This window comes from Streptomyces sp. JN8, assembly GCF_055808075.1.
In genome coordinates this window covers 7103569-7124926 of sequence record NZ_CM147852.1, presented here as the reverse complement: position 1 = coordinate 7124926, position 21358 = coordinate 7103569, and the positions used below count along the sequence as shown (strand labels likewise).

Below are 21358 nucleotides of genomic sequence, written 5' to 3'. Positions count from 1 at the left end.
GCCGACGCGGGGCGCCCGTGCGCGCCCGCGGTCCGAACCCTCAGACCGCTCCCGGGGTCTCGGGGGCCTCGGGCTTCGCGGAGGCCTCGACCGGCCGCTCCGCGCCCGCGTCCGCAGCGGCTCCCGGCGTCACGTCGGCCGTCGGCTCCGCCTCCGCCGCCGGATCGGCCGCCGCGTCCGCCACGGCCCCGGCCCTCGCCCCGTCCCGCGCCTCCACGGCCCCTTCGCCCTCGGGCGCCGGGCGCTCGGCCCTGCCGACGCCCCGGCCCGCCGGGCCGACGCCCGACGAGGTGTCCATGCGCTTGTCGAGCATCTCCAGGGCCCGCCGCGCCATGCCGTTCGAACGGACCATGCCGCCGAGCGTCGCCGAGCCGCGGGTGATGTCGGCGAAAGCGTTCCAGGCGGGGCGCAGCCCGGTCAGGGTCGCGTGCAGCAGTCCCGGCCGGCGCTCGAAGACGGCGAGCATCCGCCGTCCGACGGCCATCTCGACGCCGAGGCCCGCCTTGATGGCGAAGGCGTAGTTCAGCGCCTGGCGCCGGGCGTCGACCGCGTCGTTCGCCTCGGCGACCCGCACCGCCCACTCGCCGGCCAGCCGACCCGAGCGGAGCGCGTACGAGATGCCCTCGCGGGTCCACGGCTCCAGGAGCCCGGCCGCGTCGCCGCAGACCAGGACCCGGCCGCGGGAGAGCGGCGAGTCGTCCGTGCGGCAGCGCGTCAGGTGGCCCGAGGAGATCGTCGGCTCGAAGCCGGAGAGCCCGAGCCGCGCGACGAAGTCCTCCATGTACCGCTTGGTGGCGGCGCCCTCGCCGCGGGCCGAGATGACGCCGACCGTCAGGGTGTCGCCCTTCGGGAAGACCCACCCGTAACTGCCGGGCATCGGACCCCAGTCGATGAGGACACGGCCCTTCCAGTCCTCGGCCACGGACGGCGGGACGGGGATCTCGGCCTCCAGGCCGAGGTCGACCTGACCGAGCTTCACCCCGACGTGCGCGCCTATGCGGCTGGCACTGCCGTCGGCGCCGACGACCGCGCGGGCCAGCACGGTCTCGCCGTCCGCCAGGACCACGGCGACCGTCCGCCGGTCCGGCACCGCCGGGCCGTGCTGCTCCACCCGGGTCACCGTGACGCCGGTCCGCAGCTCCGCGCCGGCCTTCTGCGCGTGCTCGACCAGCTGGGCGTCGAACTCCGGCCGGTTGATGAGCCCGAAGAGCATCTTCCGCGAGCGGCGCGTCCGGGCGAAGCGGCCGTCCAGGGAGAAGGTGACGGCGTGCACCCGGTCCTGGAGGGGCAGTTCGAAGCCGGGCGGCAGGCAGTCGCGGGACGGGCCGATGATGCCGCCGCCGCACGTCTTGTACCGGGGCAGCTCGGACTTCTCCAGGAGCAGCACCCGCCGGCCGGCCACCGCGGCCGCGTAGGCCGCGGACGCGCCGCCGGGTCCCGCGCCGACCACGACGACGTCCCAGACCTCGGTGTCCGCGTCGTCCGCGTCCTCCGGGGAGGCCGCGGCGGCCACGACGTCCGGGGCCTCCTCGGCCGGGGCTCCGGCGTCCGGCGCCGGGGAGTCCGCGGCGCCCGCGGGCTCGTCCGGCACGGCGTCCGTGAGGCCCTCGGGAGCCGCGCCCCCGGGCGCGGTGTTCTCCGGACCGGCGTTCTCCGCTTGCTCGCTGCTCACGATGTCCTTCTGCTCCTGATCCGACCGGTGGTCTGCTCCTGACGCATCCTACGGCGCGGTAGCCAGAGGCCCGCGCCGTAGGATCGGCGGTGCGTTCGCCGTACCACGACATACGCCGAACACCGTCCCTACGTCGTAAACGTCGCACCCACCAGGAGCGTGCCCATGACCTCGAATCCGATCGCCGAGACCGTCCGGTCCCTGATGCCCCGGGCCAAGGCCGAGCTCACGCAGCTGGTGGCCTTCGAGTCGGTGGCGGACGAGGCCGTGGCGCCCCGCAGCGAGTGCGAGGGCGCCGCGAACTGGGTCGCGGACGCGCTGCGCGCGGAGGACTTCCGGGACGTGGCCCTGCTGGACACCCCGGACGGCTCGCAGTCGGTCTACGGCGTCCTGCCCGGCCCGGCCGGCGCGCCGACCGTCCTGCTGTACGCGCACTACGACGTGCAGCCGAAGCTGGACGAGTCCGCCTGGCTCACCCCGCCGTTCGAGCTGACCGAGCGGGACGGCCGCTGGTACGGCCGCGGCACCGCCGACTGCAAGGGCGGCTTCATCCTGCACCTGCTCGCGCTGCGCGCCCTCAAGGCGAACGGCGGCGTCCCCGTGACGGTGAAGGTGATCGTCGAGGGTTCCGAGGAGCAGGGCACCGGAGGCCTGGAGCGGTACGCGGAGCAGCACCCCGAACTGCTCGCCTCCGACGCGATCGTGATCGGCGACGCGGGCAACTTCCGGGTCGGGCTGCCGACCGTGACCGCGACCCTGCGCGGCATGACGATGATCCGGGTGGGGATCGACACCCTGGAGGGCAACCTGCACTCCGGTCAGTTCGGCGGCGCGGCCCCGGACGCGCTCGCCGCGCTGATCCGCGTCCTGGACTCGCTGCGCGGCCCGGACGGCTCGACCGTCATCGACGGGCTGCCGGGCGACCAGGTGTGGGAGGGACTGCAGTACCCGGAGGAGGACTTCCGCCAGGACGCCAAGGTCCTCGCCGGGCTGACGCTGCCGGGCACCGGAACGGTCGCCGACCGGATCTGGGCGCGTCCCGCCGTCACCGTCATCGGCATCGACTGCCACCCGGTGGCCGGGGCGACCCCGTCGATCCCGTCGTCGGCCCGCGCCCAGATCAGCCTGCGCGTGCCGCCGGGCCTGGACTCGGCCGAGGTGACGAAGCTGCTCTTCGCGCACATCGAGAAGCACACCCCGTGGAACGCCCGGGTCTCGCTCGAACAGGTCGGCCAGGGCCAGCCGTTCCAGGCGGACACGTCGAGCCCCGCGTACGCCTCGATGGCCGAGGCGATGCGGGTCGCGTACCCCGGCCAGGAGATGCAGACGGCGGGCATGGGCGGCTCGATCCCGCTGTGCAACACGCTGGCCTCGCTGTACCCGGAGTCGGAGATCCTGCTCATCGGTCTGAGCGAGCCGGAGGCGCAGATCCACGCGCCCAACGAGTCCGTGTCGCCGGACGAGCTGGAGCGGCTCTCGGTCGCCGAGGCCCACTTCCTGGTCAACTACGCGCGCTCGAAGCAGAACTGACGCGCGACGCCGTTCAGCGTCGGGCGAAGCTCGCGGAGAGCGTAGAGGGGTACGGCGGACCTGCGCGGATGCGTAGGTTCGCCGTATGGCATCCATCGAACCGACCAGGATCACCCCGCGACTGCACCTCCTCGACCACTCCGTCGGCCAGTCCTATCTCTGGCAGGACGACGGGGAGCTGACCCTGATCGACGCCGGCTGGGCCGGCACCGCCGACGGGACGGCGGCGGCGATACGGTCCGCCGGCCTGGACCCCGACCGGCTGCGCCGCATCGTGCTGACGCACTGCCACCGCGACCACGTGGGCGCGGCCCAGGAGCTGGCGGACCGGCACGGGGCCGAGATCCTGGCACACGGCCTCGACGCGCCGGTGATCCGGGGCGAGGCGCCGGTGCCGGAGCCGCACCTGCTGGACTGGGAGGTGCCGCTCTTCGCGCACGGGCTGACCGTCCCGGAGGCCCCGCCGACCCGGGTGGACCGGGAGGTCCGGGACGGCGAGGTGCTCGACTTCGGCGACGGCGCGGTGGTGGTGCACGTGCCGGGCCACACCCCCGGCTCCCTCGCCGTCCATCTGCCGCGCCACGGGGTGCTGTTCGCCGGGGACACGGTGGCGTCGGTGCCGGACGTCATGTTCGGCGTGTTCCACGTCGACCGGGCGGCGGCCGCCGCGTCGATGCGGCTGCTGGCGAAGCTGGAGCCCTCGGTGCTGTGCTGCGGCCACGGTGCGCCGGTGACCTCGGAGACGGCGGCGCGGCTCACCGCTGCGGCGGCCGAGGCGGCGGCCTGACCGTCCCGACGGGAGCCCGGCGGGGCGCCGTCAGCCCACCGGGTTCCCGGCCTCCAGATTGAGCACGGTGCCGCGCTCCCGGGCGCGCAGGGCCCAGCGGAGGCGGCGGTAGCGGACGGGGGGCAGGAGGTCGGCCGCCTCCTCCTCGGTGACGAAGCGCCAGTCGCGGAGTTCGGCGCCGGGCAGCCGGAGGCGTTCGGTGTCGGCCGGGTCGAGGGTGCCGCCGTCGAAGAGGAGCCGGAGCCCGCCGTGTCCCGGGGGCTGGGGGCGCTCCCAGTCGACCAGCAGGAGGCGGGGCACGGTGTCGAGTTCGTGGCCTATCTCCTCGGCGACCTCGCGCATGCCGGCGCGGGCCGGGGGTTCGCCGGTCTCGACGACCCCGCCGGGGAACTCCCAGCCGGGCTTGTACGTGGGGTCGACCAGGAGGAAGCGGTCCCGGTCGTCGAAGAGCAGGACTCCGGCGGCGACGGTCTGGCCGGTGGGTTCCGGGGTCTGGACGATGCCGCAGGGGGCGGCGCGGCCGGCCAGGACGGCGTCGGCGACGGACCGGGCGGCCTCGGCCGCCGTGAGCGCCGAGGTGTCGAGGGTGTACGCGTCCCCGGTGAGCCAGTCGAGCGCGTCCCGGTACGGCTGGAGGTGGCCGTGGCACCACGCGCGGACCCGGGCGTCGACGTCGGGGTCGCCGTACTCGGACCGGCCGTCGATCCGTTGCCGCAGGATCGTTTCCTCCGGGGCGAGCAGCACATGGCGGACGTCGATGCGGCGGGCGGCGAGCCCGCCGAAGATCTCGTCCCGGTACTCCTGGCGCAGCAGGGTCATGGGGACGACCAGGACGCCGCCGACCTCGGCGAGCAGGGCGGCGGCGGTGTCGACCACCAACCGGCGCCAGATCGGCAGGTCCTGGTAGTCCTCGACCTCGGCGAGCCGCTTGGCCGGGAGGAGGCCGCGCAGGCCCCCGCCGGTGACCTCGGGGTCGTACAGCGTGCTGTTCGGGATCAGATCGACCAGCTCGCGCGCGGTGCTGGACTTCCCCGCACCGAACGCACCGTTGACCCAGACGATCACGTTTCCCCCTCTTCGACGGCCCCCTGTGGATTGCCCCCAACACCCTGCCACGAAAACCACGAACGCATGTCCTGGCATATGCGTCCCCGTGGGCATGTGCGTGACACTTCCGCGCGGGTGTCGTTGAGAACGTCGAGCACGAGGGGGTGCGGAGCATGAGCCGTAGGGTTCTGGAGCGCTTTCCGGCCGGCGGCCCGCGGGGCAGTTGGCCGGCGGAGGAGTTCGCCGGTGCGCGGCGGGACGAGGGGGTGCCGGCCCGGGTCGTCATGGACCTGGAGTCCGACACCTTCCTGGTGATCGTCGAGCAGCGGACGCCGGAGCGCGTACGCGAGGAGTGACCCGGGCCGTCCGGCCGGGCCCCCGAGCGGCGGCGGTGGGGCCCCGGCCGCCGGGTCCGGGGACGGGCGGTCGAGCCCCCGCCGGCCGAGCCCGGGTCAGGAGGCCGCCGCGGCGGCGCCCAGGAGGCCCGCGTCGGTGCCCGTGAGGGCCGGGACCACGGTCAGGTCCCGGACGAAGTCGAGGGTGGCGTACGCGGCGAGGAAGCGGCGCAGCGGCGCGAAGAGCACCTCGCCGGCGCCCGCCACCCCACCGCCGACGACCGCGATGTCGATCTCGACGAGGGTCGCCGTCGCGGCGATGCCCGCCGCCAGGGCCTGGGCCGCCCGCTCGAACGAGGCCAGCGCCACCGGGTCGCCCGCGTGCGCGGCCGCGGCCACGGCGGCCGCCGAGGCGTCGCCGCCGGGGCCGGGGCGCCAGCCGTTCTCCAGGGCGCGGCGGGCGATGTGCGGGCCGCCGGCGATGCGTTCGACGCAGCCGCGTCCGCCGCAGGCGCAGGGCTCGCCGTCCAGGTCCACCGCGATGTGGCCGATGTGGCCGGCGTTTCCGGTGGGGCCCGGGTGAAGTCTGCCGTCGAGCACGAGGCCGCCGCCGACCCCGGTGGAGACCACCAGGCAGAGGGCGTTGTCGTGACCGCGGGCGGCGCCCAGCCAGTGCTCGGCCGCCGTCATGGCGACGCCGTCGCCGACCAGGGTGACGGGGCGGCCGCCGGCCGCCTTGTGGACCCGCTCGACGAGCGGGAAGTCGCGCCAGCCGGGCACGTTGACCGGGCTGACGGTCCCCCGGTGCGCGTCGACCGGGCCGGCGCTGCCGATGCCGACCGCCGCGGCGGACTCCCACAGGGGCGAGACCGCGAGCTCGGCGAGCACCTCCTCGACCGCGGCCATCACCGTCTCGCCGTCCTCACGCGCGGGCGTGGGCCGCCGGCCGCGGACGCGGATGCGCCCCGCTCCGTCGACCAGGGCGCCGGCGATCTTGGTTCCCCCGATGTCGAGGGCGACGACGAGGCCGTCGGCGGGGCCCGCGGCGGGATCGGTCTGCATGGGCGAGGGGTCTCCCGTCGGCGGCGGAGGCGGAACCGGGTCCTTCGTGTCCCGTTCCGTCCATTCTCCCCGCCGGTGACAACGTTGTCCAGGCCCTATGATGCGGCCAGGGAGTCGATCGGACGCCCCCGTACGACCGGCCGCACCACTCGCCTCCGGCCGGACGACCCGCCTTCGACGGAGGAACCGCGCACCGTGGCCGACATCGCCCGCCGCACCGAACACCGCTACGGCAACCGGCCCACGATGAAGGACGTCGCCGCGCGCGCGGGCGTCGGCCTGAAGACGGTGTCCCGTGTGGTGAACGGCGAGGCCGGGGTCACCCCGGACACCGAGCGGCGGGTCCAGGAGGCCATCGAGATCCTCGGCTTCCGCCGCAACGACAGTGCGCGGGTGCTGCGCAAGGGCAGGACGGCGACCGTGGGCCTGGTCCTGGAGGATCTCGCCGACCCGTTCTACGGGCCGCTGAGCCGGGCGGTCGAGGAGGTCGCCCGGGCGCACGGGGCGCTGCTCATCAACGGTTCGAGCGCCGAGGACCCCGACCGGGAGCAGGAGCTGGCGCTCGCCCTCTGCGCGCGGCGGGTCGACGGGCTGATCGTCATTCCCGCGGGCGACGACCACCGGTACCTGGAGCCCGAGATCAGGGCGGGCGTGGCCACCGTCTTCGTCGACCGCCCCGCGGGGCGGCTCGACGTCGACGCCGTGCTGTCCGACAGCTTCGGCGGGGCGCGCGACGGGGTGGCGCACCTGATCGCGCACGGCCACCACAGGATCGGCTTCATCGGCGACCGGCCCCGCATCCACACCGCGTCCGAGCGGCTGCGCGGCTACCGCTCGGCGATGGAGGACGCGGGGCTGCCGGTCGACGAGGCCTGGGTCTCGCCGGGCTCCACGGAGCCGGAGCGGGTGGCGGCGGCCGTACGGGGCATGCTGGCGGCCCCGGAGCCCGTGACGGCACTGTTCGCGGGCAACAACCGGGTGATGGTGACGGTGGTCCGCACCCTGGCGGGGCATCCGCGGCCGGTGGCCCTGGTCGGCTTCGACGACATGGAGCTGGCCGACCTGCTCGGCATCACCGTGATCGCCCAGGACGCGGCGGCCCTCGGCCGGACGGCGGCGGAGCGTCTCTTCCGTCGCCTGGACGGGGTCGAGGACGCGCCGGAGCGGGTGGTGCTCGGCACGACGCTGGTGGCCCGCGGCTCGGGCGAGATCCCGCCGACGGCCCGCTGAACGGGGCCCGTCGGGGCCGCCGGCGCGGCGGGCCCCGACGGGGTCCCGGCTACTCGGCGGAGGCCGTCAGGTCACCGCGTCGCGGGGCCGCGAAGCGGTCGAGGGCGGCCCGGTCCATGCCGGTGAGGGCGTCGACCTCGGCGGTGTCGAGGGCGCCGCAGTCGATGCCGCGCAGCAGGTAGGAGCTGAGCGCCTTGGCCGTCGCCGGCTCGTCCATGACGTCGCCGCCGGCGTGGTTGGCGTACGCGGAGAGGCGCTTGGCGGCGGCCTCGAAGCCCTCGCGGTAGAAGGCGAAGACGGCGGCGTAGCGGGTGGGGATGTGCCCCGGGTGCATGTCCCAGCCCTGGTAGTAGGCGCGGGCGAGGGCGCGGCGGGTGAGGCCGTAGTGCAGGCGCCAGGCCTCGTGGACGTGCTCGGTGGAGCCGACCGGCAGGACGTTGGTGGAGCCGTCGGAGACGCGTACGCCGGTGCCCGCGGCGGCGACCTGCATGATCGCCTTGGCGTGGTCGGCGGCCGGGTGGTCGCTGGCCTGGTAGGCGGCGGAGACGCCGAGGCAGGCGCTGTAGTCGAAGGTGCCGTAGTGCAGCCCGGTGGCGCGGCCCTCGGCGGCGCCGATCATGCGGGCGACGGCGGCGGTCCCGTCGGTCGCGAGGATGGACTGGCTGGTCTCGATCTGGATCTCGAAGCCGAGGCGTCCGGCGTCCAGGCCGTGGGCCTTCTCGAACTCCTCCAGGAGGCGGACGAAGGCGGAGACCTGCTCGGGGTAGGTGACCTTCGGGAGGGTGAGGACGAGGCCGTCGGGCAGGCCGCCGTTCTCCAGGAGGCCGGTGAGGAAGACGTCGGTGGTGCGGATGCCCCGGTCGCGAACGGCCGATTCCATGCACTTCATCCGGATGCCCATGTACGGGGCGGCCGTGCCGTTCCGGTACGCCTCGGAGATCAGCCGGGCGGCGCGGGCGGCGTCCTGGTCCTCGTCGGCGCCGGCGTAGCCGTCCTCGAAGTCGACCCGGAGGTCCTCGATCGGCTCGCGCTGCAGCTTGGCCCGTACGCGGGCGTGGACGTCCTCGGCGAGGGCGTCGGAGAGGCCGAGGACGGCCGCGAAGGAGGCCGCGTCGGGGGCGTGCTCGTCGAGCGCGGCGAGGGCCTGGTCGCCCCAGGAGCGGACGGTGCCGGCGTCGAAGAGGTTTCCGGGGACGTAGACCGTGTGGACGGGCTGGCGGGTGCCGGGGTCTCCCGGGTAGCGCCGGTCCAGCTCGGCGTCCACCGCCGCGAGGGAGGCGCTGATGCCCTCGCTGACCGCGCCCGCGAGGCTCGTCGACACCTTCTCCTGCTGACCCATCCCAGATCCTCCATCTTTCCGCTTCACGGAATCAACAATCCGTATGGTGAAGTTAGTAGCCCCTCGGGACCTGAGTCAATGGTTGTCCGAAACGACCGGGGGCCGCGCGGCGATCCTCACCACGCGGCCCCCGGGCCGTACAGAAGCGCAGGTCAGCCCTGCGGAGCAAGATCAGCCCTTGCGGGACTTGACCTCTTCGGTCAGCTGCGGGACGACGTCGAAGAGGTCGCCCACCACGCCGTAGTCGACGAGGTCGAAGATCGGCGCCTCGGCGTCCTTGTTGATCGCGACGATCGTCTTCGAGGTCTGCATGCCCGCGCGGTGCTGGATCGCGCCGGAGATGCCGGAGGCGATGTACAGCTGCGGCGAGACCGACTTGCCGGTCTGGCCGACCTGGTTGGAGTGCGGGTACCAGCCGGCGTCCACGGCGGCGCGCGAGGCGCCGACGGCGGCGCCGAGCGAGTCGGCGAGGGCCTCGATGACGCCGAAGTTCTCGGCACCGTTGACGCCACGGCCGCCGGAGACCACGATCGCGGCCTCGGTCAGCTCCGGACGGCCGGTGGACTCGCGCGGGGTGCGCGCGGTCACCTTGGTGCCGGTGGCCAGCTCGCCGAAGGAGACCGCGAGGGCCTCGACGGCGCCGGCGGCGGGGGCGGCCTCGACGGGAGCCGAGTTCGGCTTGACCGTGATGACCGGGGTGCCCTTGGAGACGCGCGACTTGGTGGTGAAGGAGGCGGCGAACGCGGACTGCGTCGCGACCGGGCCCTCGTCACCGGCCTCCAGGTCGACGGCGTCGGTGATGATGCCGGAGCCGATGCGCACCGCGAGGCGGGCGGCGATCTCCTTGCCCTCGGCGGAGGACGGGACGAGCACCGCCGCCGGGGAGACGGCCGCGTGCGCGGCCTGGAGGGCGTCGACCTTCGGGACGACGAGGTAGTCGGTGAACTCGGGGGCGTCGGCCGTGAGGACCTTCACCGCACCGTGCTCGGCCAGCACGGCCGCGGTGTCGGCGGCGCCGTTGCCCAGCGCGACGGCGACCGGCTCGCCGATGCGGCGGGCGAGGGTCAGCAGCTCCAGGGTGGGCTTGCGGACGGCTCCGTCGACGTGGTCGACGTAGACGAGAATCTCAGCCATGGGACTTCAATCTCCTGCGAACGAAAGGGGCGGTCTGAGGGGCTCGCGCGAGCCTTAGATGAACTTCTGGCCCGCGAGACTGCCTCCTAGATGAACTTCTGCTCCGCAAGGAAGGCGGCGAGCTGCTTGCCGCCCTCGCCCTCGTCCTTGACGATCGTGCCGGCGGTGCGCGCCGGACGCTCGGCGGCGGAGTCGACCGCGGTCCAGGCGCCGGCCAGGCCGACCTCGTCCGCGTCGATGTCCAGGTCGTCCAGCTCCAGGGACTCCACCGGCTTCTTCTTCGCGGCCATGATGCCCTTGAAGGAGGGGTAGCGCGCCTCGCCCGACTGGTCGGTCACCGAGACGACCGCCGGGAGGGAGGCCTCCAGCTGCTCGGAGGCCGTGTCGCCGTCGCGGCGGCCCTTCACGACGCCGTCCTCGACGGAGACCTCGGAGAGCAGGGTGACCTGCGGGACGCCCAGGCGCTCGGCGAGGATGGCCGGGAGGACACCCATGGTGCCGTCGGTGGAGGCCATGCCGGCGATGACGACGTCGTAGCCCGTCTTCTCGATCGCCTTGGCGAGCACCAGCGAGGTGCCCATGACGTCGGTGCCGTGCAGGTCGTCGTCCTCGACGTGGACGGCCTTGTCGGCGCCCATCGAGAGCGCCTTGCGCAGCGCGTCCTTGGCGTCCTCGGGGCCGACCGTCAGCACGGTGACCTCGGCGTCGTCCGCCTCCTCGGCGATCTGCAGTGCCTGCTCGACGGCGTACTCGTCGAGCTCCGACAGCAGGCCGTCGACGTCGTCGCGGTCGACCGTCAGGTCGTCCGCGAACTTACGGTCTCCGGTCGCGTCGGGCACGTACTTCACACAGACAACGATCCTCAAGCTCACGCCGGCTCTCCTACTGCATCGTCATAACGGGGCTGCCTTGTTGCTCGCAGCATAGGCGCCTGAAGGGCGGGTTTCCGGTCGGGGCGCCGGACGCCCCGACCGGAATATTACTCGCCAGTACACCCAGTCCGTTACCAGTAAGCAAGCGCTCAGCGATGTGATCTGCCCAACGCGCGGAGAGCGGCGCGCGCGGGAACTCTCAGTCGCGCAGCGCGTTGAAGCGACCGTGATGGTAGAGCAGCGGCCGGCCGGCCCCGTCCGGGTCCCCGGCGACCGCCTGGGCGATCACGATCCGGTGGTCTCCGGCGGGCACCCGCGCGACCACGCGGCAGACGAGCCAGGCCAGGACGCCGTCGAGCACCGGCACGCCCTCGGGCCCCACGCTCCAGCGCGTCCCCGCGCCGAAGCGGTCGGCCCCGCTGCGGGCGAAGGTGGCCGCGAGCTCCTGCTGGTGCTCGCCGAGTATGTGGACGCCGATGTGCTCGGCCTCGGCGAGCACCGGCCAGCTGGAGGAGGTCGTGCCCACCCCGAAGGAGAGGAGCGGGGGTTCGGCGGCGACGGAGTTGAGCGAGGTCGCGGTGAAACCGACGGGTCGCTCCCCGTGCGCGGTGACGACCGCGACGCCGGCGGCGTGCCGGCGGAAGACGGAGCGGAGCAGATCGGGCGAGGCCTGCCGGGGCGCGCCGACGGTGGGAACGGCGGCGGGTCGGAGATCGGGCGTGACCGTCATGGAGTTGTCCTTCTGCGAGGGCGGCATGAGAGAGGTCCGGGGGTCGTCAGACGCCCGGACAGCGCGCGCTCGCGTTGCGGGCCAGGTCCACATGGGTCCGGCCGTAGAGAAGGAGTTCCTGGGGCACCCCGCCAGAGTGGCGATCGTTGCCGCGTGCAGTCAAGTGCGTACCGGATTGTGGGAGAAGTGTCACGGCGTCAGACCGCCCGCCCGAGGGCCGCGATGACGTCGGCCCGGCGCGGCTGCCCGGCGGCCCGGCGGACGACGCGGCCGTGCCGGTCCAGGACGAGGACGGTGGGGGTCCTGGCGATGCCGAGTCCGCGCACGAGATCGAGCCGTTCCTCGGCGTCGATCTCCACGTGCCCGACGCCCGGGACCATCGCGGCGACCTCGGCGAGCGTGCGCCGGGTGGCCCGGCAGGGCTGGCAGAACGCGGTGGAGAACTGGACGAGGGTGGCGCGCTCCCCCAGCGGCGATCCGAGCACCTCGGGTCCCAGCGTGTCGGTTCCGGGTGTGTCGGTTCCGGGTGTGTCGGTCACCCCTGCCCCCTCTTCCGTCGGCCGTCTCCCCTGGTGCAGCGTCGCACGAGGGCGATCGATTCCCGCCATGGCCACCGCGAGTGACGAGAATCTCCCTGTACGAAGCCGCCTGGGCTGGTCTCGGCGGCCCACATGGGGCACCATCTGCCCAAAGCCGAAAACCTACGGCTGCGTAACTTCGCCGGGAGAACCCTCCCCAGGCACAGAAGAAGGGTTCCTCTCCGATGGCAGAACTCGTGTATCGGCCGGTCATCGGCGCCGCTCTGACGATGTTCAAGGCGCTCGACCTGAAGATCGACACGCAGGGTTCGGAGCACATCCCGCGCACGGGCGGCGCGGTGCTCGTCTCCAATCACATCAGCTATCTGGACTTCATCTTCACGGGCCTGGCCGCGCTGCCGCAGAAGCGCCTGGTGCGCTTCATGGCGAAGGACTCGGTCTTCCGCCACAAGGTCTCGGGGCCGCTCATGCGCGGCATGAAGCACATCCCGGTGGACCGCTCGGCGGGCGAGCACGCCTACCGGCACGCCCTGGAGTCGCTGAAGGCCGGCGAGATCATCGGCGTGTTCCCCGAGGCGACCATCTCCCAGTCCTTCACGCTCAAGGCCTTCAAGACGGGTGCGGCGCGGCTCGCCCAGGAGGCCGGGGTCCCGCTGGTCCCGATGGCGCTCTGGGGCACGCAGCGGGTGTGGACCAAGGGCCGGCCGCGCAACTTCAAGCGCAGCCACATCCCGGTGACCATCCGCGTCGGCGAGCCCATGGAGGCTCCCGCCGACCAGTACGCGGGCGCCATCACCCGGCGGCTGCGCGGGCGCGTCCAGGAGCTCCTGGAAGCCGCTCAGCGGGCCTACCCGGTCCGCCCCAAGGACGCGAACGACACGTGGTGGGTGCCCGCGCACCTCGGGGGCACGGCGCCGACGCCGGCCGAGGTCAAGGACGCCGGCTGACGCACGGCGGGACGCCGGCCGGCGGACGGGACGCGCCGGCCGACGGCGGGGCGGTGCCGGGGGCGGCCCGCCGCATCGTCACTCCGGCGCGTGGACGGTGATCCGGGCTCCCGGGCTGAGCCGCTCCAGCGACTCCGCCAGCTCGGTGCCCGCCGCCAGGAGCTCGTCCCGGGTCATCGGGGGCAGCGCCTCCAGGAGGAAGAAGGCGTCGACGGTGTCGTCGTCGATGCGGGTGCGGGGACCCTGGCGCCAGTTCCACCGGCGGCAGGTCACGCCCTCTTCGTCGCACCAGACGATCTCCCCCGGCTCGGGGTGCTCGACCGTCTCCGCGCCCCCCGCGGCGGTGACGAAGGGTTCGTCGCCGACGGCGCGGACCAGGCGCATGGCGCCCTTGATCCGGCCCAGGTCCTCGCCGCCGACCGGGACGAGGTGGGCGACGCTCACCGCGTTGTAGGCGTCGACGAGGCGGTTGATCCGGGGCAGTCCGCCGTCGGCGAGCGCCCTCCGGGCGAGCGCCTCCGCTGAGTTGCGGGTGCGGGAGGGCTTGGCGCCGAACGCGGAGTACGCGGCGCGCCAGGCGGCGATGTGCGGGTCCTGGTCCGGGGTGCGGCCGTCCAGCCGCGCGGCGAGCCGGCGCGCGGCGTCGTCGAGGAGGGCCGAGGAGGCCTCGTCGCCGGGCCCGTTGACCAGGCCGTGGGCCTCGACCACCAGGGCCGTGAAGCCGGGTACGAGGGTGCGCACCTCGTCGGAGACGGTGAGCGTGGGAGTCATGGTCCGCCGTTCGCTGGTGTCCGGGGTCAGAGCTCGGTGGGGAGCGTCCGCCAGAGGGACGGCCGGTCCGGCGCGGCGCGCAGCGCAGCCAGCACGACCGTAGGCGGTTCAGTGTAGAGCACCGGATAATCCACTTCGTTGCACTCCGGGCGGACGGTCCAGGCCAGCCGCTCCCCGTCCAGGGAGAACCGGGCGTCCAGCCCGGGCCTGTTCCCGCGCACGTCCTGGCGGGCCCAGTGGCGCTCCCCCGGCAGCAGGACGGCCACGAGGCCGTGGAGCACCGGGTGCGAGCCGTCGTCCTCGGCGAGCCGCTGGTAGCAGAGGGCGGCCGGGATGCCGCGGGCCCGCAGGAGGGCGGCGTACGCGATCGACTTGGCGTAGCAGATGCCGGTGCGCAGCTCCAGGACGTCGGAGGCGCGCCAGGTGACCCGGGGGTCGTCGGCGTCGGCGGAGTGCGGGACCGTGTCGCGCACATGCCGGTAGGCCGCCTCCGCGTACGCGTGTGCGTCGGGGTGGTGTTCGGCGAGCCGCCGGACGACGGCCCGGACCACCGGATGCTCGTGGTCGACGGCCTCGCCGGCGGCCAGATAGGCGGTGAGGTCGGGGTTCTGCTGGACGAGTTCGCTGCGCTCCATGCGGGGGGAGCGTACGGAGACGGCCGGACGGAAGTCAATGACTTTCCGTCCGGCCGCATACTCATGCAGACCCTAGCGGGCCAGCTCCTCCTTCAGCGCCTGGAGGAAGGAGTCCACGTCGTCCTCCGTGGTGTCGAAGGCGCACATCCAGCGCACGTCGCCGGCCGCCTCGTCCCAGAAGTAGAAGCGGAACCGCTCCTGGAGCCGGCGGGTGACCTCGTGCGGCAGGCGGGCGAAGACCGCGTTGGCCTGCACGGGGTAGAGGATCTCCACCCCGTCGACCTCCCGCACCCCGGCCGCGAGCCGCTGCGCCATGGCGTTGGCGTGCCGGGCGTTGCGCAGCCACAGGTCCTTCGCGAGGAGGGCCTCCAGCTGCACCGACACGAAGCGCATCTTCGAGGCGAGCTGCATGGACAGCTTGCGCAGGTGCTTCATGTGGCTCACCGCGTCGGGGTTCAGGACCACGACCGCCTCGCCGAAGAGCATGCCGTTCTTCGTGCCGCCGTACGAGATGACGTCGACGCCCACCGCGTTGGTGAAGGCGCGCATAGGCACGTCGAGCGAGGCGGCGGCGTTGGCTATCCGGGCCCCGTCGAGGTGCACCTTCATGCCCTTGGCGTGGGAGTGCTCGACGATCGCGCGGATCTCGTCCACCGTGTAGACGGTGCCCAGCTCGGTGTTCTGGGTGATCGAGACGACCTGCGGCATCGCCCGGTGCTCGTCCTCCCAGCCCCAGGCCTGCCGGTCGATGAGCTCGGGGGTGAGCTTGCCGTCCGGGGTGGGCACGGTGAGCAGCTTGAGGCCGCCCATGCGCTCCGGCGCGCCGCCCTCGTCCACGTTGATGTGTGCGGACTCGGCGCAGACGACGGCGCCCCAGCGGTCGGTGAGCGCCTGGAGGGCGGTCACGTTCGCGCCGGTGCCGTTGAAGACGGGGAAGGCTTCGGCGGTGGGGCCGAAGTGGCCGTGCATGACCCGCTGCAGGTGCTCGGTGTACTGGTCCTCTCCGTAGGCGACCTGGTGGCCGTCGTTGGCGAGGGCGAGGGCCGCGAGGACCTCGGGGTGGGCGCCGGCGTAGTTGTCGCTGGCGAAGCCCCGGACCGACGGGTCGTGGTGACGACGCGCGTCGGTCCTGGGGCCGAGGGCCGCGGTCACGGCTTGGGGGTCAGCCACAGACGCTGTCCATTCACTTCCTGGGCGGGCTTGTCCCAGAGCCCGGCGATCTCGTCGGCCAGGTCCTTCACGTCGGTGAAGCCCGCGAACTTCGCGTTGGGGCGCTCGGCGCGCATGGCGTCGTGCACCAATGCCTTGATCACCAGGATCGCAGCCGCGGCTTGCGGGCCGTCGTCGCCCCCCAGCTTGCGGAACGAGTCGGCCATCGCGAGCGTCCAGGCCTCGGCTGCCGCCTTGCCCGCGTTGTACGCGGCGTTGCCGGCGAGCGGCTTGTGCGCGCCGACCTGGCTCACCAGGGCGTACCGGCCGCGGCCGCCGGCCCGCAGCAGACCGTCGTGGAAGGCGAGCGAGGTGTGCTGGACGGTGCGGATGAGGAGCTTCTCCAGGAAGTCCCAGTCCGCGATGTCCGTCTCCGTGAAGGAGGAGCTGCCGCGCCAGCCGCCGACCAGGTGGACCAGGCCGTCGATGCGGCCGAACTCCTTCTCGGTCTTCGCGGCCCAGTCACGGGTGGCGTCGAGGTCGAGCAGGTCGACGGTGTCGCCGACGACCTTGGCGGCGCCGCCGTGGGCTTCGCCCGCGGCGTCGACGGCCTCCGCGAGGCGCGCCGGGTCGGCGTCGGCGCCGACCACGGTCGCACCGGCCTCGGCCAGGCGCATCAGGGTCGCGCGGCCGGCCGGGCCGGCCGCACCGGCCACCGCGATGACGGCGCCGTCGAGCGGCCCGCCGTTTCCGTTGGCGGTCATGGGCGACTCCTCCGTGTCGTCGGTACGAGCGCTCACGCGGCGGCCCGCTCGGCCTGCTCGGTCCGGGAGACTCCGGCGGCGGTGATCCCCTTCGTGTCGGCGATCACGCCCTTCAGCTTCTTGGCGAGGGCCTCGAAGAACATGCTGAGGGGAAACTCGTCCGGAAGCACGTCGTCGACGAGCTTGCGGGGCGGGAGGGAGAGGTCGAGGGCGTCGGGACCCTTGGCCCACTTCGAGCCCGGGTGCGGGGCGAGGTAGGTGGAGACGAGCTCGTACGCCTTGAACCAGTGGACGAGCTTGGGACGGTCGATGCCGTCGCGGTAGAGCTTCTCGATGTCGGCGCAGAGCTGGTTGGTGACCTCGGGGGCACGCTGCCAGTCGATCTTGAGGGTGTTGTCCGTCCAGCGCACCACGTCGTTCTTGTGGAGGTACGCGAAGAGGAGCTGGCCGCCCAGACCGTCGTAGTTGCGGTTGCGGTCGCCGGAGAGCGGGAAGCGGAACATCCGGTCGAAGAGCACCGCGTACTGCACGTCACGGCCGTGGGTGTTGCCCTCGGCCTCCAGCTTCACGGCCTCCTTGAAGGCGGTGAGGTCGCAGCGGAGCTCCTCCAGGCCGTACATCCAGAACGGCTGGCGCTGCTTGATCATGAAGGGGTCGAAGGGCAGGTCGCCGTGGCTGTGGGTGCGGTCGTGGACCATGTCCCAGAGCACGAAGGCCTTCTCGCAGCGCTCCTGGTCGTCGATCATCGCGGCGATGTCGGTCGGCAGCTCGATGCCGAGGGTGTCGACGGCGGCCTCGGTGACCTTGCGGAAGCGGGCGGCCTCGCGGTCGCAGAAGATCCCGCCCCAGGTGAAGCGCTCGGGGGCCTCGCGGACGGCGATGGTCTCCGGGAAGAGGACGGCCGAGTTGGTGTCGTACCCGGCGGTGAAGTCCTCGAAGGTGATCCCGCAGAACAGCGGGTTGTCGTAGCGGGTGCGCTCCAGCTCGGCGAGCCACTCCGGCCACACCATGCGCAGCACGACGGCTTCGAGGTTGCGGTCGGGGTTGCCGTTCTGCGTGTACATCGGGAAGAGCACCAGATGCTGGAGCCCGTCCACGCGGTCGGCGGCCGGCTGGAAGGCGAGCAGCGAGTCCAGGAAGTCCGGGACGGCGAAGCCGCCCGCGGCCCACCGGCGCAGGTCGGCGACGAGGGCGCGGTGGTAGGCGTCGTCGTGCGGGACGAGCGGGGAGAGCTGCTCGACGGCGGCGGCGACCCGGTCCAGGGTCAGCTCGACCAGGGCCCGGGCGGGCGCGTCCTCGCGCTCGAAGTCGATGGAGCCGTCCGCGCTCTGCCAGGTACGGAATTCCTCCACGGCATTCTTGAGCTCGGGCCAGGCGGGGTGGTCGATCACCCGGGTGGCGGTGGATATCGCCCCACCAGTCACGTCCTGCACAAGAATTTCCGTCATGCCTCTTCCTCCACAGGAGAACCTCGCGTTAAGACACCGTAACCGTGGACGGTTCTCGGCCACAAGAGGGGGCAAGGGAAATTATCCTGCGCCACCCCCCTGATCACAGAAGTTTTTCCTGTCAGCCAGGGGGGGGAAGCCACTCTTCCGTCGCCTTCGTCACCCCAGCGGCTTCACCAGGAGCTCGAACTCCAGGTCGTCGCGCTGGGGCAGGCCGAAGCGGTCGTCGCCGTACGGGAAGGGGGTCATCCGACCCGTGCGCCGGTAGCCGCGGCGCTCGTACCAGGCGATCAGCTCCTCGCGCACGGAGATCACCGTCATGTGCATCTCGCGGGCGCCCCACAGCTCGCGGACCCGGCGCTCGGCCTCCGCGATGATCTGCTTGCCGAGACCCGCGCCCTGGAGCTCCGGGCGGACCGCGAACATCCCGAAGTAGGCGGCCTCGCCGCGGTGCTCCAGCTGACAGCAGGCGACGATTCCGCCGTCGCGCTCGACGACCAGGAGCCGGCTGTCGGGCGCGGTGATCACGGCCGCCACGCCCTCGGGGTCGGTGCGCTGCCCCTGGAGGATGTCCGCCTCGGTGGTCCAGCCGCCCCGGCTGGCGTCGCCGCGGTAGGCCGACTCGACGAGCGGGACGAGGGCGGGGACGTCGTCCAGGACCGCCTCGCGGTAGCTGATCCTGCCGGTCTCCTGCGACGTGGCGGTGTCCATGTGAGCGGGGCTCCCCTCGGTGCTGACGATCGCCGTACGCGATCGTCCCGAGCCTAACGCCCGTCTCTTTCGCTCCCCCTCGTACGCCTGTGCGCGCCCGTGCGCCCGCGTGCGCCCGACCGGCCGCGGGCATCCTCCGGGGAGGGGACGGCGTCGAGGGGGTGGTGTGCCGTGCACGGACCGGCCCTGCCCGGGTGGCTGATGGTCGCGCTCTGCGCGATGACGGGCCTCTCCTGCCTGCTGCGGATGCGTGCCTGCTCCGGGGAGGAGCGGCGGGCGGCGGGCGGCGAGACCGTGATGGGCTTCGGGATGGCGTCGATGGCGCTGCCGTCCGCGGCGCTCTCGCCCCCGGAGTGGAGCTGGGCGGTGTACGCGGCGGTGTTCGGCGGCGCCGCGCTGCACGGCCTCGCCGGGGTCCGGCGCGGCGGCCACCATCTGCACCACGTCGTCGGCTCCCTCGCCATGGTCTACATGGCCGTGTCCATGGCGGCGCCGGGCGCGGGGGCGCACGCGGGGCACACGGCGGGCGGGGCGGGCGGCACCCCCGTCCTCACGGGCGCGCTCCTCCTCTACTTCACGGTCTACGTGCTGCACACGGGCGCGAGGCTCGCGCCCGGCGGGGTGCCCGCGCCTGCGACGGCGGGCGCGGGCACCCCGCCGGGCGGAGTCCCGGCGCCGCGTCGCCCCGGGCCGCGGCCCGCCTGGGCGGCGCGGCCCGAGCTGGCGCTCGCCTGCCGGCTGTCGATGGCGCTCGCGACCCTGGCCATGCTGGTGGCGCTCTGATCCCCACCCTGCGTCCCGCCACCCCCGGAGGGGCCGGCGGGGCCCAACCAAACCGTGGCGTACGTCACTTGCCGCCCCGAGGCATACCCCCGACCAGTACGGCGCTCATAGGCTGGCCGTATGTGGGTCTCCCTCGCGCTGTTCCTGCTCGGCGTCCTGACCGCCCTCGCGGCCCCCCGGCTGCTCTCCCGGGCGGACTGGGTCGAGCGAGAACCCGTGGTGGCCCTCTGGGTCTGGCAGTGCGTGGTCGGCGCCGTGCTGCTGAGCTTCGCGCTCTCCATGACGTTCAGCGCGTCGACCGCCTGGCAGGCCGTGCGGGGCCAGATCTTCGCCCCCGCGCCGCGCGCGGTCATCGACGCGTACCAGCTGGGCACGACCGGCCCCTGGTCCGCGGTGCTCGCGGTGGCGCTGGCCGCCGGCGGGGTCTGGACCGGGGCCATGCTCGGCCGGGAGTTCAGCCAGGCCCGCTCGCGCCGCAGGCAGCGCCGCTGCGAACTCCTCGTCCGCGCGCCCCTGCTCCCCGGCGAGCAGCAGGGCGGCGAGCGCCTCGTGGTCCTGGAGGGCGAGCGGCCGAACGCCTGGTGGCTCGCGGGGAGCACGCCCCAGCTGGTCATCACGACCGCGGCGCTGCGGCGCCTGAAGGGGCGTCAGCTGGACGCGGTCCTGGCGCACGAGCAGGGGCACGCGCGCGCCCGGCACGACTGGCTGCTGCACTCCTCGGCGGCACTGGCCGCCGGATTCCCGGGGATCCCGGTCTTCGCGGCCTTCCGCGAGGAGATGCACCGGCTGGTGGAGCTGGCCGCCGACGATGTGGCCTCGCGCCGGTTCGGGCGGCTCACGATCGCCCTGGCCCTGGTCGAACTCAACGAGGACCGGGGCGTGTTCGGCCCCGGCCAGGCACCGTACGGCGACCTGCCGCGCCGGGTGAACCGGCTGCTGACCGCGGCCCCCCGGCTCACCGCCGGCCGCCGCCTGCGGCTCACGGCGGCGGCCTCCCTCGTGCCGGTGGTCCCGGTGCTCGTGGCCTTCGTCCCCGCGCTCAGCGCGCTGCGCCAGGGGTGACGGCGGGCCCGCCGGTCCGGGCGGGCGCGACGGCGCGCGCGGGGGCGGAGGACGGCCGGGAGGCGGTCATCGGGCAGGATCGACGCATGCGCTCCTCCGCCGTGGTCTCCGGAGTCCTGGCCCTTCTGCTGCTCGCCCTCGTCGCCGTCGGCTGGGAACCCCTGCTCTCCTTCGACCGCGCGGTGGTCGAGGCCCTGCACCGGGACGCGGTGGCCCACCCCGGGTTGACCCGGGTGCACCGCGTGTTCAGCGACTGGGTGTGGGACCCCTGGACGATGCGCGCGCTGGCCGCCGCGGCCGTGGTGCTGCTGTGGTGGGGCCACGAGCGGCGCCTCGCCGTCTGGGTCGGCGTCACGAGCCTGCTCGCGGTCGGGCTCCAGCAGGGCCTCAAGACGCTGGTGGGGCGGGACCGGCCGCAGTGGACCGACCCGGTCGACTCGGCGCGCTTCGCCGCCTTCCCGTCCGGGCACGCGATGACCGCCATGGTGACCTGCGGGCTGCTGCTGTGGGTGCTGTCGCTCCACTGGCGCGACGACCGGCGCGGCTGGGGCGCCCTCGCCACCGCCGCGGTCGTCTCGGTGCTGGGGGTCGGGTGGACCCGGGTCTACCTGGGCGTGCACTGGCCCTCGGACGTCCTCGGGGGCTGGCTGCTCGGCTGGTGCTGCGTGGCCGTGGCGATCCTGACGTACCGCTGGAACGAGCGGCGCCTCTCCCGGGTCGGCCCCGGGGACGCGACCGGTGACGGGAGCAGAATGGGAGACACACGATGAAGCCGCCTGTTCTGGACGATCCCCCGTGTCGCCCAGAACAG

General features: G+C 73.6%; 22 protein-coding genes. 8 read left to right on the top strand and 14 right to left on the bottom strand.

The window, feature by feature from the left end; translation table 11 throughout:
- Positions 1–40: 40 nt before the first annotated feature.
- A complete protein-coding gene (locus ACY0MR_RS31535; protein ID WP_473561935.1) occupies positions 41–1513 on the bottom strand; it encodes a geranylgeranyl reductase family protein in 1473 nt (490 codons plus the stop codon).
- 324 nt (positions 1514–1837) lie between these two features.
- Between ACY0MR_RS31535 and ACY0MR_RS31530 the strand changes: the two genes are divergently transcribed.
- Positions 1838–3202, top strand: coding sequence for a M20/M25/M40 family metallo-hydrolase (locus ACY0MR_RS31530; protein ID WP_473556712.1), 1365 nt, complete (start codon positions 1838–1840; stop codon positions 3200–3202).
- Positions 3203–3287: 85 nt separating this feature from the next.
- Positions 3288–3989 (top strand): MBL fold metallo-hydrolase, encoded by a 702-nt coding sequence (locus tag ACY0MR_RS31525; protein WP_392862579.1) that lies wholly within the window; start codon positions 3288–3290, stop codon positions 3987–3989.
- 30 nt (positions 3990–4019) lie between these two features.
- Here ACY0MR_RS31525 and ACY0MR_RS31520 read toward each other — a convergent pair whose 3' ends face one another.
- Positions 4020–5054, bottom strand: coding sequence for an NUDIX hydrolase (locus ACY0MR_RS31520; RefSeq protein ID WP_388796479.1), 1035 nt, complete (start codon positions 5052–5054; stop codon positions 4020–4022).
- 155 nt (positions 5055–5209) lie between these two features.
- On the opposite strand from ACY0MR_RS31520, the gene ACY0MR_RS31515 reads away from it, so the two are divergent.
- The gene (locus ACY0MR_RS31515; protein ID WP_148001444.1) at positions 5210–5392 is read left to right on the top strand and encodes a hypothetical protein; all 183 of its coding nucleotides are present in this window, start codon (positions 5210–5212) and stop codon (positions 5390–5392) included.
- A gap of 96 nt (positions 5393–5488) precedes the next feature.
- Here ACY0MR_RS31515 and ACY0MR_RS31510 read toward each other — a convergent pair whose 3' ends face one another.
- Positions 5489–6433 carry an ROK family protein gene (locus ACY0MR_RS31510; protein WP_404083080.1) on the bottom strand — a complete coding sequence of 315 codons (945 nt, stop codon included), beginning with the start codon at positions 6431–6433 and terminating at the stop codon, positions 5489–5491.
- 195 nt (positions 6434–6628) lie between these two features.
- On the opposite strand from ACY0MR_RS31510, the gene ACY0MR_RS31505 reads away from it, so the two are divergent.
- The gene (locus tag ACY0MR_RS31505) at positions 6629–7663 is read left to right on the top strand and encodes a LacI family DNA-binding transcriptional regulator (protein ID WP_473556708.1); all 1035 of its coding nucleotides are present in this window, start codon (positions 6629–6631) and stop codon (positions 7661–7663) included.
- A gap of 49 nt (positions 7664–7712) precedes the next feature.
- On the opposite strand, the gene ACY0MR_RS31500 is transcribed toward ACY0MR_RS31505, so the two are convergent.
- The 5 genes from ACY0MR_RS31500 to ACY0MR_RS31480 all read right to left on the bottom strand — a co-directional run bounded on the left by ACY0MR_RS31500 (position 7713) and on the right by ACY0MR_RS31480 (position 12277).
- Complete coding sequence (locus ACY0MR_RS31500) at positions 7713–9002, bottom strand: DUF6986 family protein (RefSeq protein ID WP_473556706.1); 1290 nt, start codon at positions 9000–9002, stop codon at positions 7713–7715.
- 171 nt (positions 9003–9173) lie between these two features.
- Positions 9174–10136 (bottom strand): electron transfer flavoprotein subunit alpha/FixB family protein, encoded by a 963-nt coding sequence (locus ACY0MR_RS31495; protein WP_392862584.1) that lies wholly within the window; start codon positions 10134–10136, stop codon positions 9174–9176.
- Between the two features lie 86 nt (positions 10137–10222).
- The gene (locus ACY0MR_RS31490) at positions 10223–11008 is read right to left on the bottom strand and encodes an electron transfer flavoprotein subunit beta/FixA family protein (protein WP_392862586.1); all 786 of its coding nucleotides are present in this window, start codon (positions 11006–11008) and stop codon (positions 10223–10225) included.
- Between the two features lie 199 nt (positions 11009–11207).
- Entirely contained in the window at positions 11208–11738 is a 531-nt protein-coding gene (locus ACY0MR_RS31485; protein ID WP_361860198.1) for a flavin reductase family protein, read from the bottom strand.
- 197 nt (positions 11739–11935) lie between these two features.
- Positions 11936–12277, bottom strand: coding sequence for a TlpA family protein disulfide reductase (locus tag ACY0MR_RS31480; protein WP_451060420.1), 342 nt, complete (start codon positions 12275–12277; stop codon positions 11936–11938).
- A gap of 224 nt (positions 12278–12501) precedes the next feature.
- On the opposite strand from ACY0MR_RS31480, the gene ACY0MR_RS31475 reads away from it, so the two are divergent.
- Positions 12502–13224 carry a lysophospholipid acyltransferase family protein gene (locus ACY0MR_RS31475; protein WP_392203625.1) on the top strand — a complete coding sequence of 241 codons (723 nt, stop codon included), beginning with the start codon at positions 12502–12504 and terminating at the stop codon, positions 13222–13224.
- Positions 13225–13302: 78 nt separating this feature from the next.
- Here the strand turns inward: ACY0MR_RS31475 and ACY0MR_RS31470 are convergent, their stop codons facing one another.
- From ACY0MR_RS31470 to ACY0MR_RS31445, 6 genes are all read right to left on the bottom strand, one after another.
- On the bottom strand, positions 13303–13995 hold the full coding sequence (locus tag ACY0MR_RS31470; protein ID WP_473556702.1) for a B3/B4 domain-containing protein: 693 nt from the start codon (positions 13993–13995) through the stop codon (positions 13303–13305).
- A 26-nt stretch (positions 13996–14021) separates the two neighbouring features.
- A complete protein-coding gene (locus ACY0MR_RS31465) occupies positions 14022–14630 on the bottom strand; it encodes a transglutaminase-like domain-containing protein (RefSeq protein WP_388796459.1) in 609 nt (202 codons plus the stop codon).
- A 72-nt stretch (positions 14631–14702) separates the two neighbouring features.
- A complete protein-coding gene (locus ACY0MR_RS31460; RefSeq protein WP_361860209.1) occupies positions 14703–15782 on the bottom strand; it encodes a threonine aldolase family protein in 1080 nt (359 codons plus the stop codon).
- Positions 15779–16543, bottom strand: coding sequence for an SDR family NAD(P)-dependent oxidoreductase (locus tag ACY0MR_RS31455; RefSeq protein ID WP_388796456.1), 765 nt, complete (start codon positions 16541–16543; stop codon positions 15779–15781). Before ACY0MR_RS31455 ends, ACY0MR_RS31460 begins: the two co-directional genes overlap by 4 nt.
- 32 nt (positions 16544–16575) lie before the next feature.
- The gene (locus tag ACY0MR_RS31450) at positions 16576–17991 is read right to left on the bottom strand and encodes a DUF6421 family protein (RefSeq protein WP_388796453.1); all 1416 of its coding nucleotides are present in this window, start codon (positions 17989–17991) and stop codon (positions 16576–16578) included.
- A 159-nt stretch (positions 17992–18150) separates the two neighbouring features.
- On the bottom strand, positions 18151–18702 hold the full coding sequence (locus ACY0MR_RS31445) for a GNAT family N-acetyltransferase (protein ID WP_473556698.1): 552 nt from the start codon (positions 18700–18702) through the stop codon (positions 18151–18153).
- A gap of 171 nt (positions 18703–18873) precedes the next feature.
- Here ACY0MR_RS31445 and ACY0MR_RS31440 point away from each other — a divergent pair, with 171 nt between their 5' ends.
- The 3 genes from ACY0MR_RS31440 (at position 18874) to ACY0MR_RS31430 (ending at position 21317) form a co-directional block, all read left to right on the top strand.
- The gene (locus tag ACY0MR_RS31440) at positions 18874–19485 is read left to right on the top strand and encodes a DUF5134 domain-containing protein (RefSeq protein WP_473556696.1); all 612 of its coding nucleotides are present in this window, start codon (positions 18874–18876) and stop codon (positions 19483–19485) included.
- Positions 19486–19605: 120 nt separating this feature from the next.
- Positions 19606–20547, top strand: coding sequence for a M56 family metallopeptidase (locus ACY0MR_RS31435; protein ID WP_388796447.1), 942 nt, complete (start codon positions 19606–19608; stop codon positions 20545–20547).
- An 86-nt stretch (positions 20548–20633) separates the two neighbouring features.
- On the top strand, positions 20634–21317 hold the full coding sequence (locus tag ACY0MR_RS31430; protein WP_388796444.1) for a phosphatase PAP2 family protein: 684 nt from the start codon (positions 20634–20636) through the stop codon (positions 21315–21317).
- Positions 21318–21358: the final 41 nt, after the last annotated feature.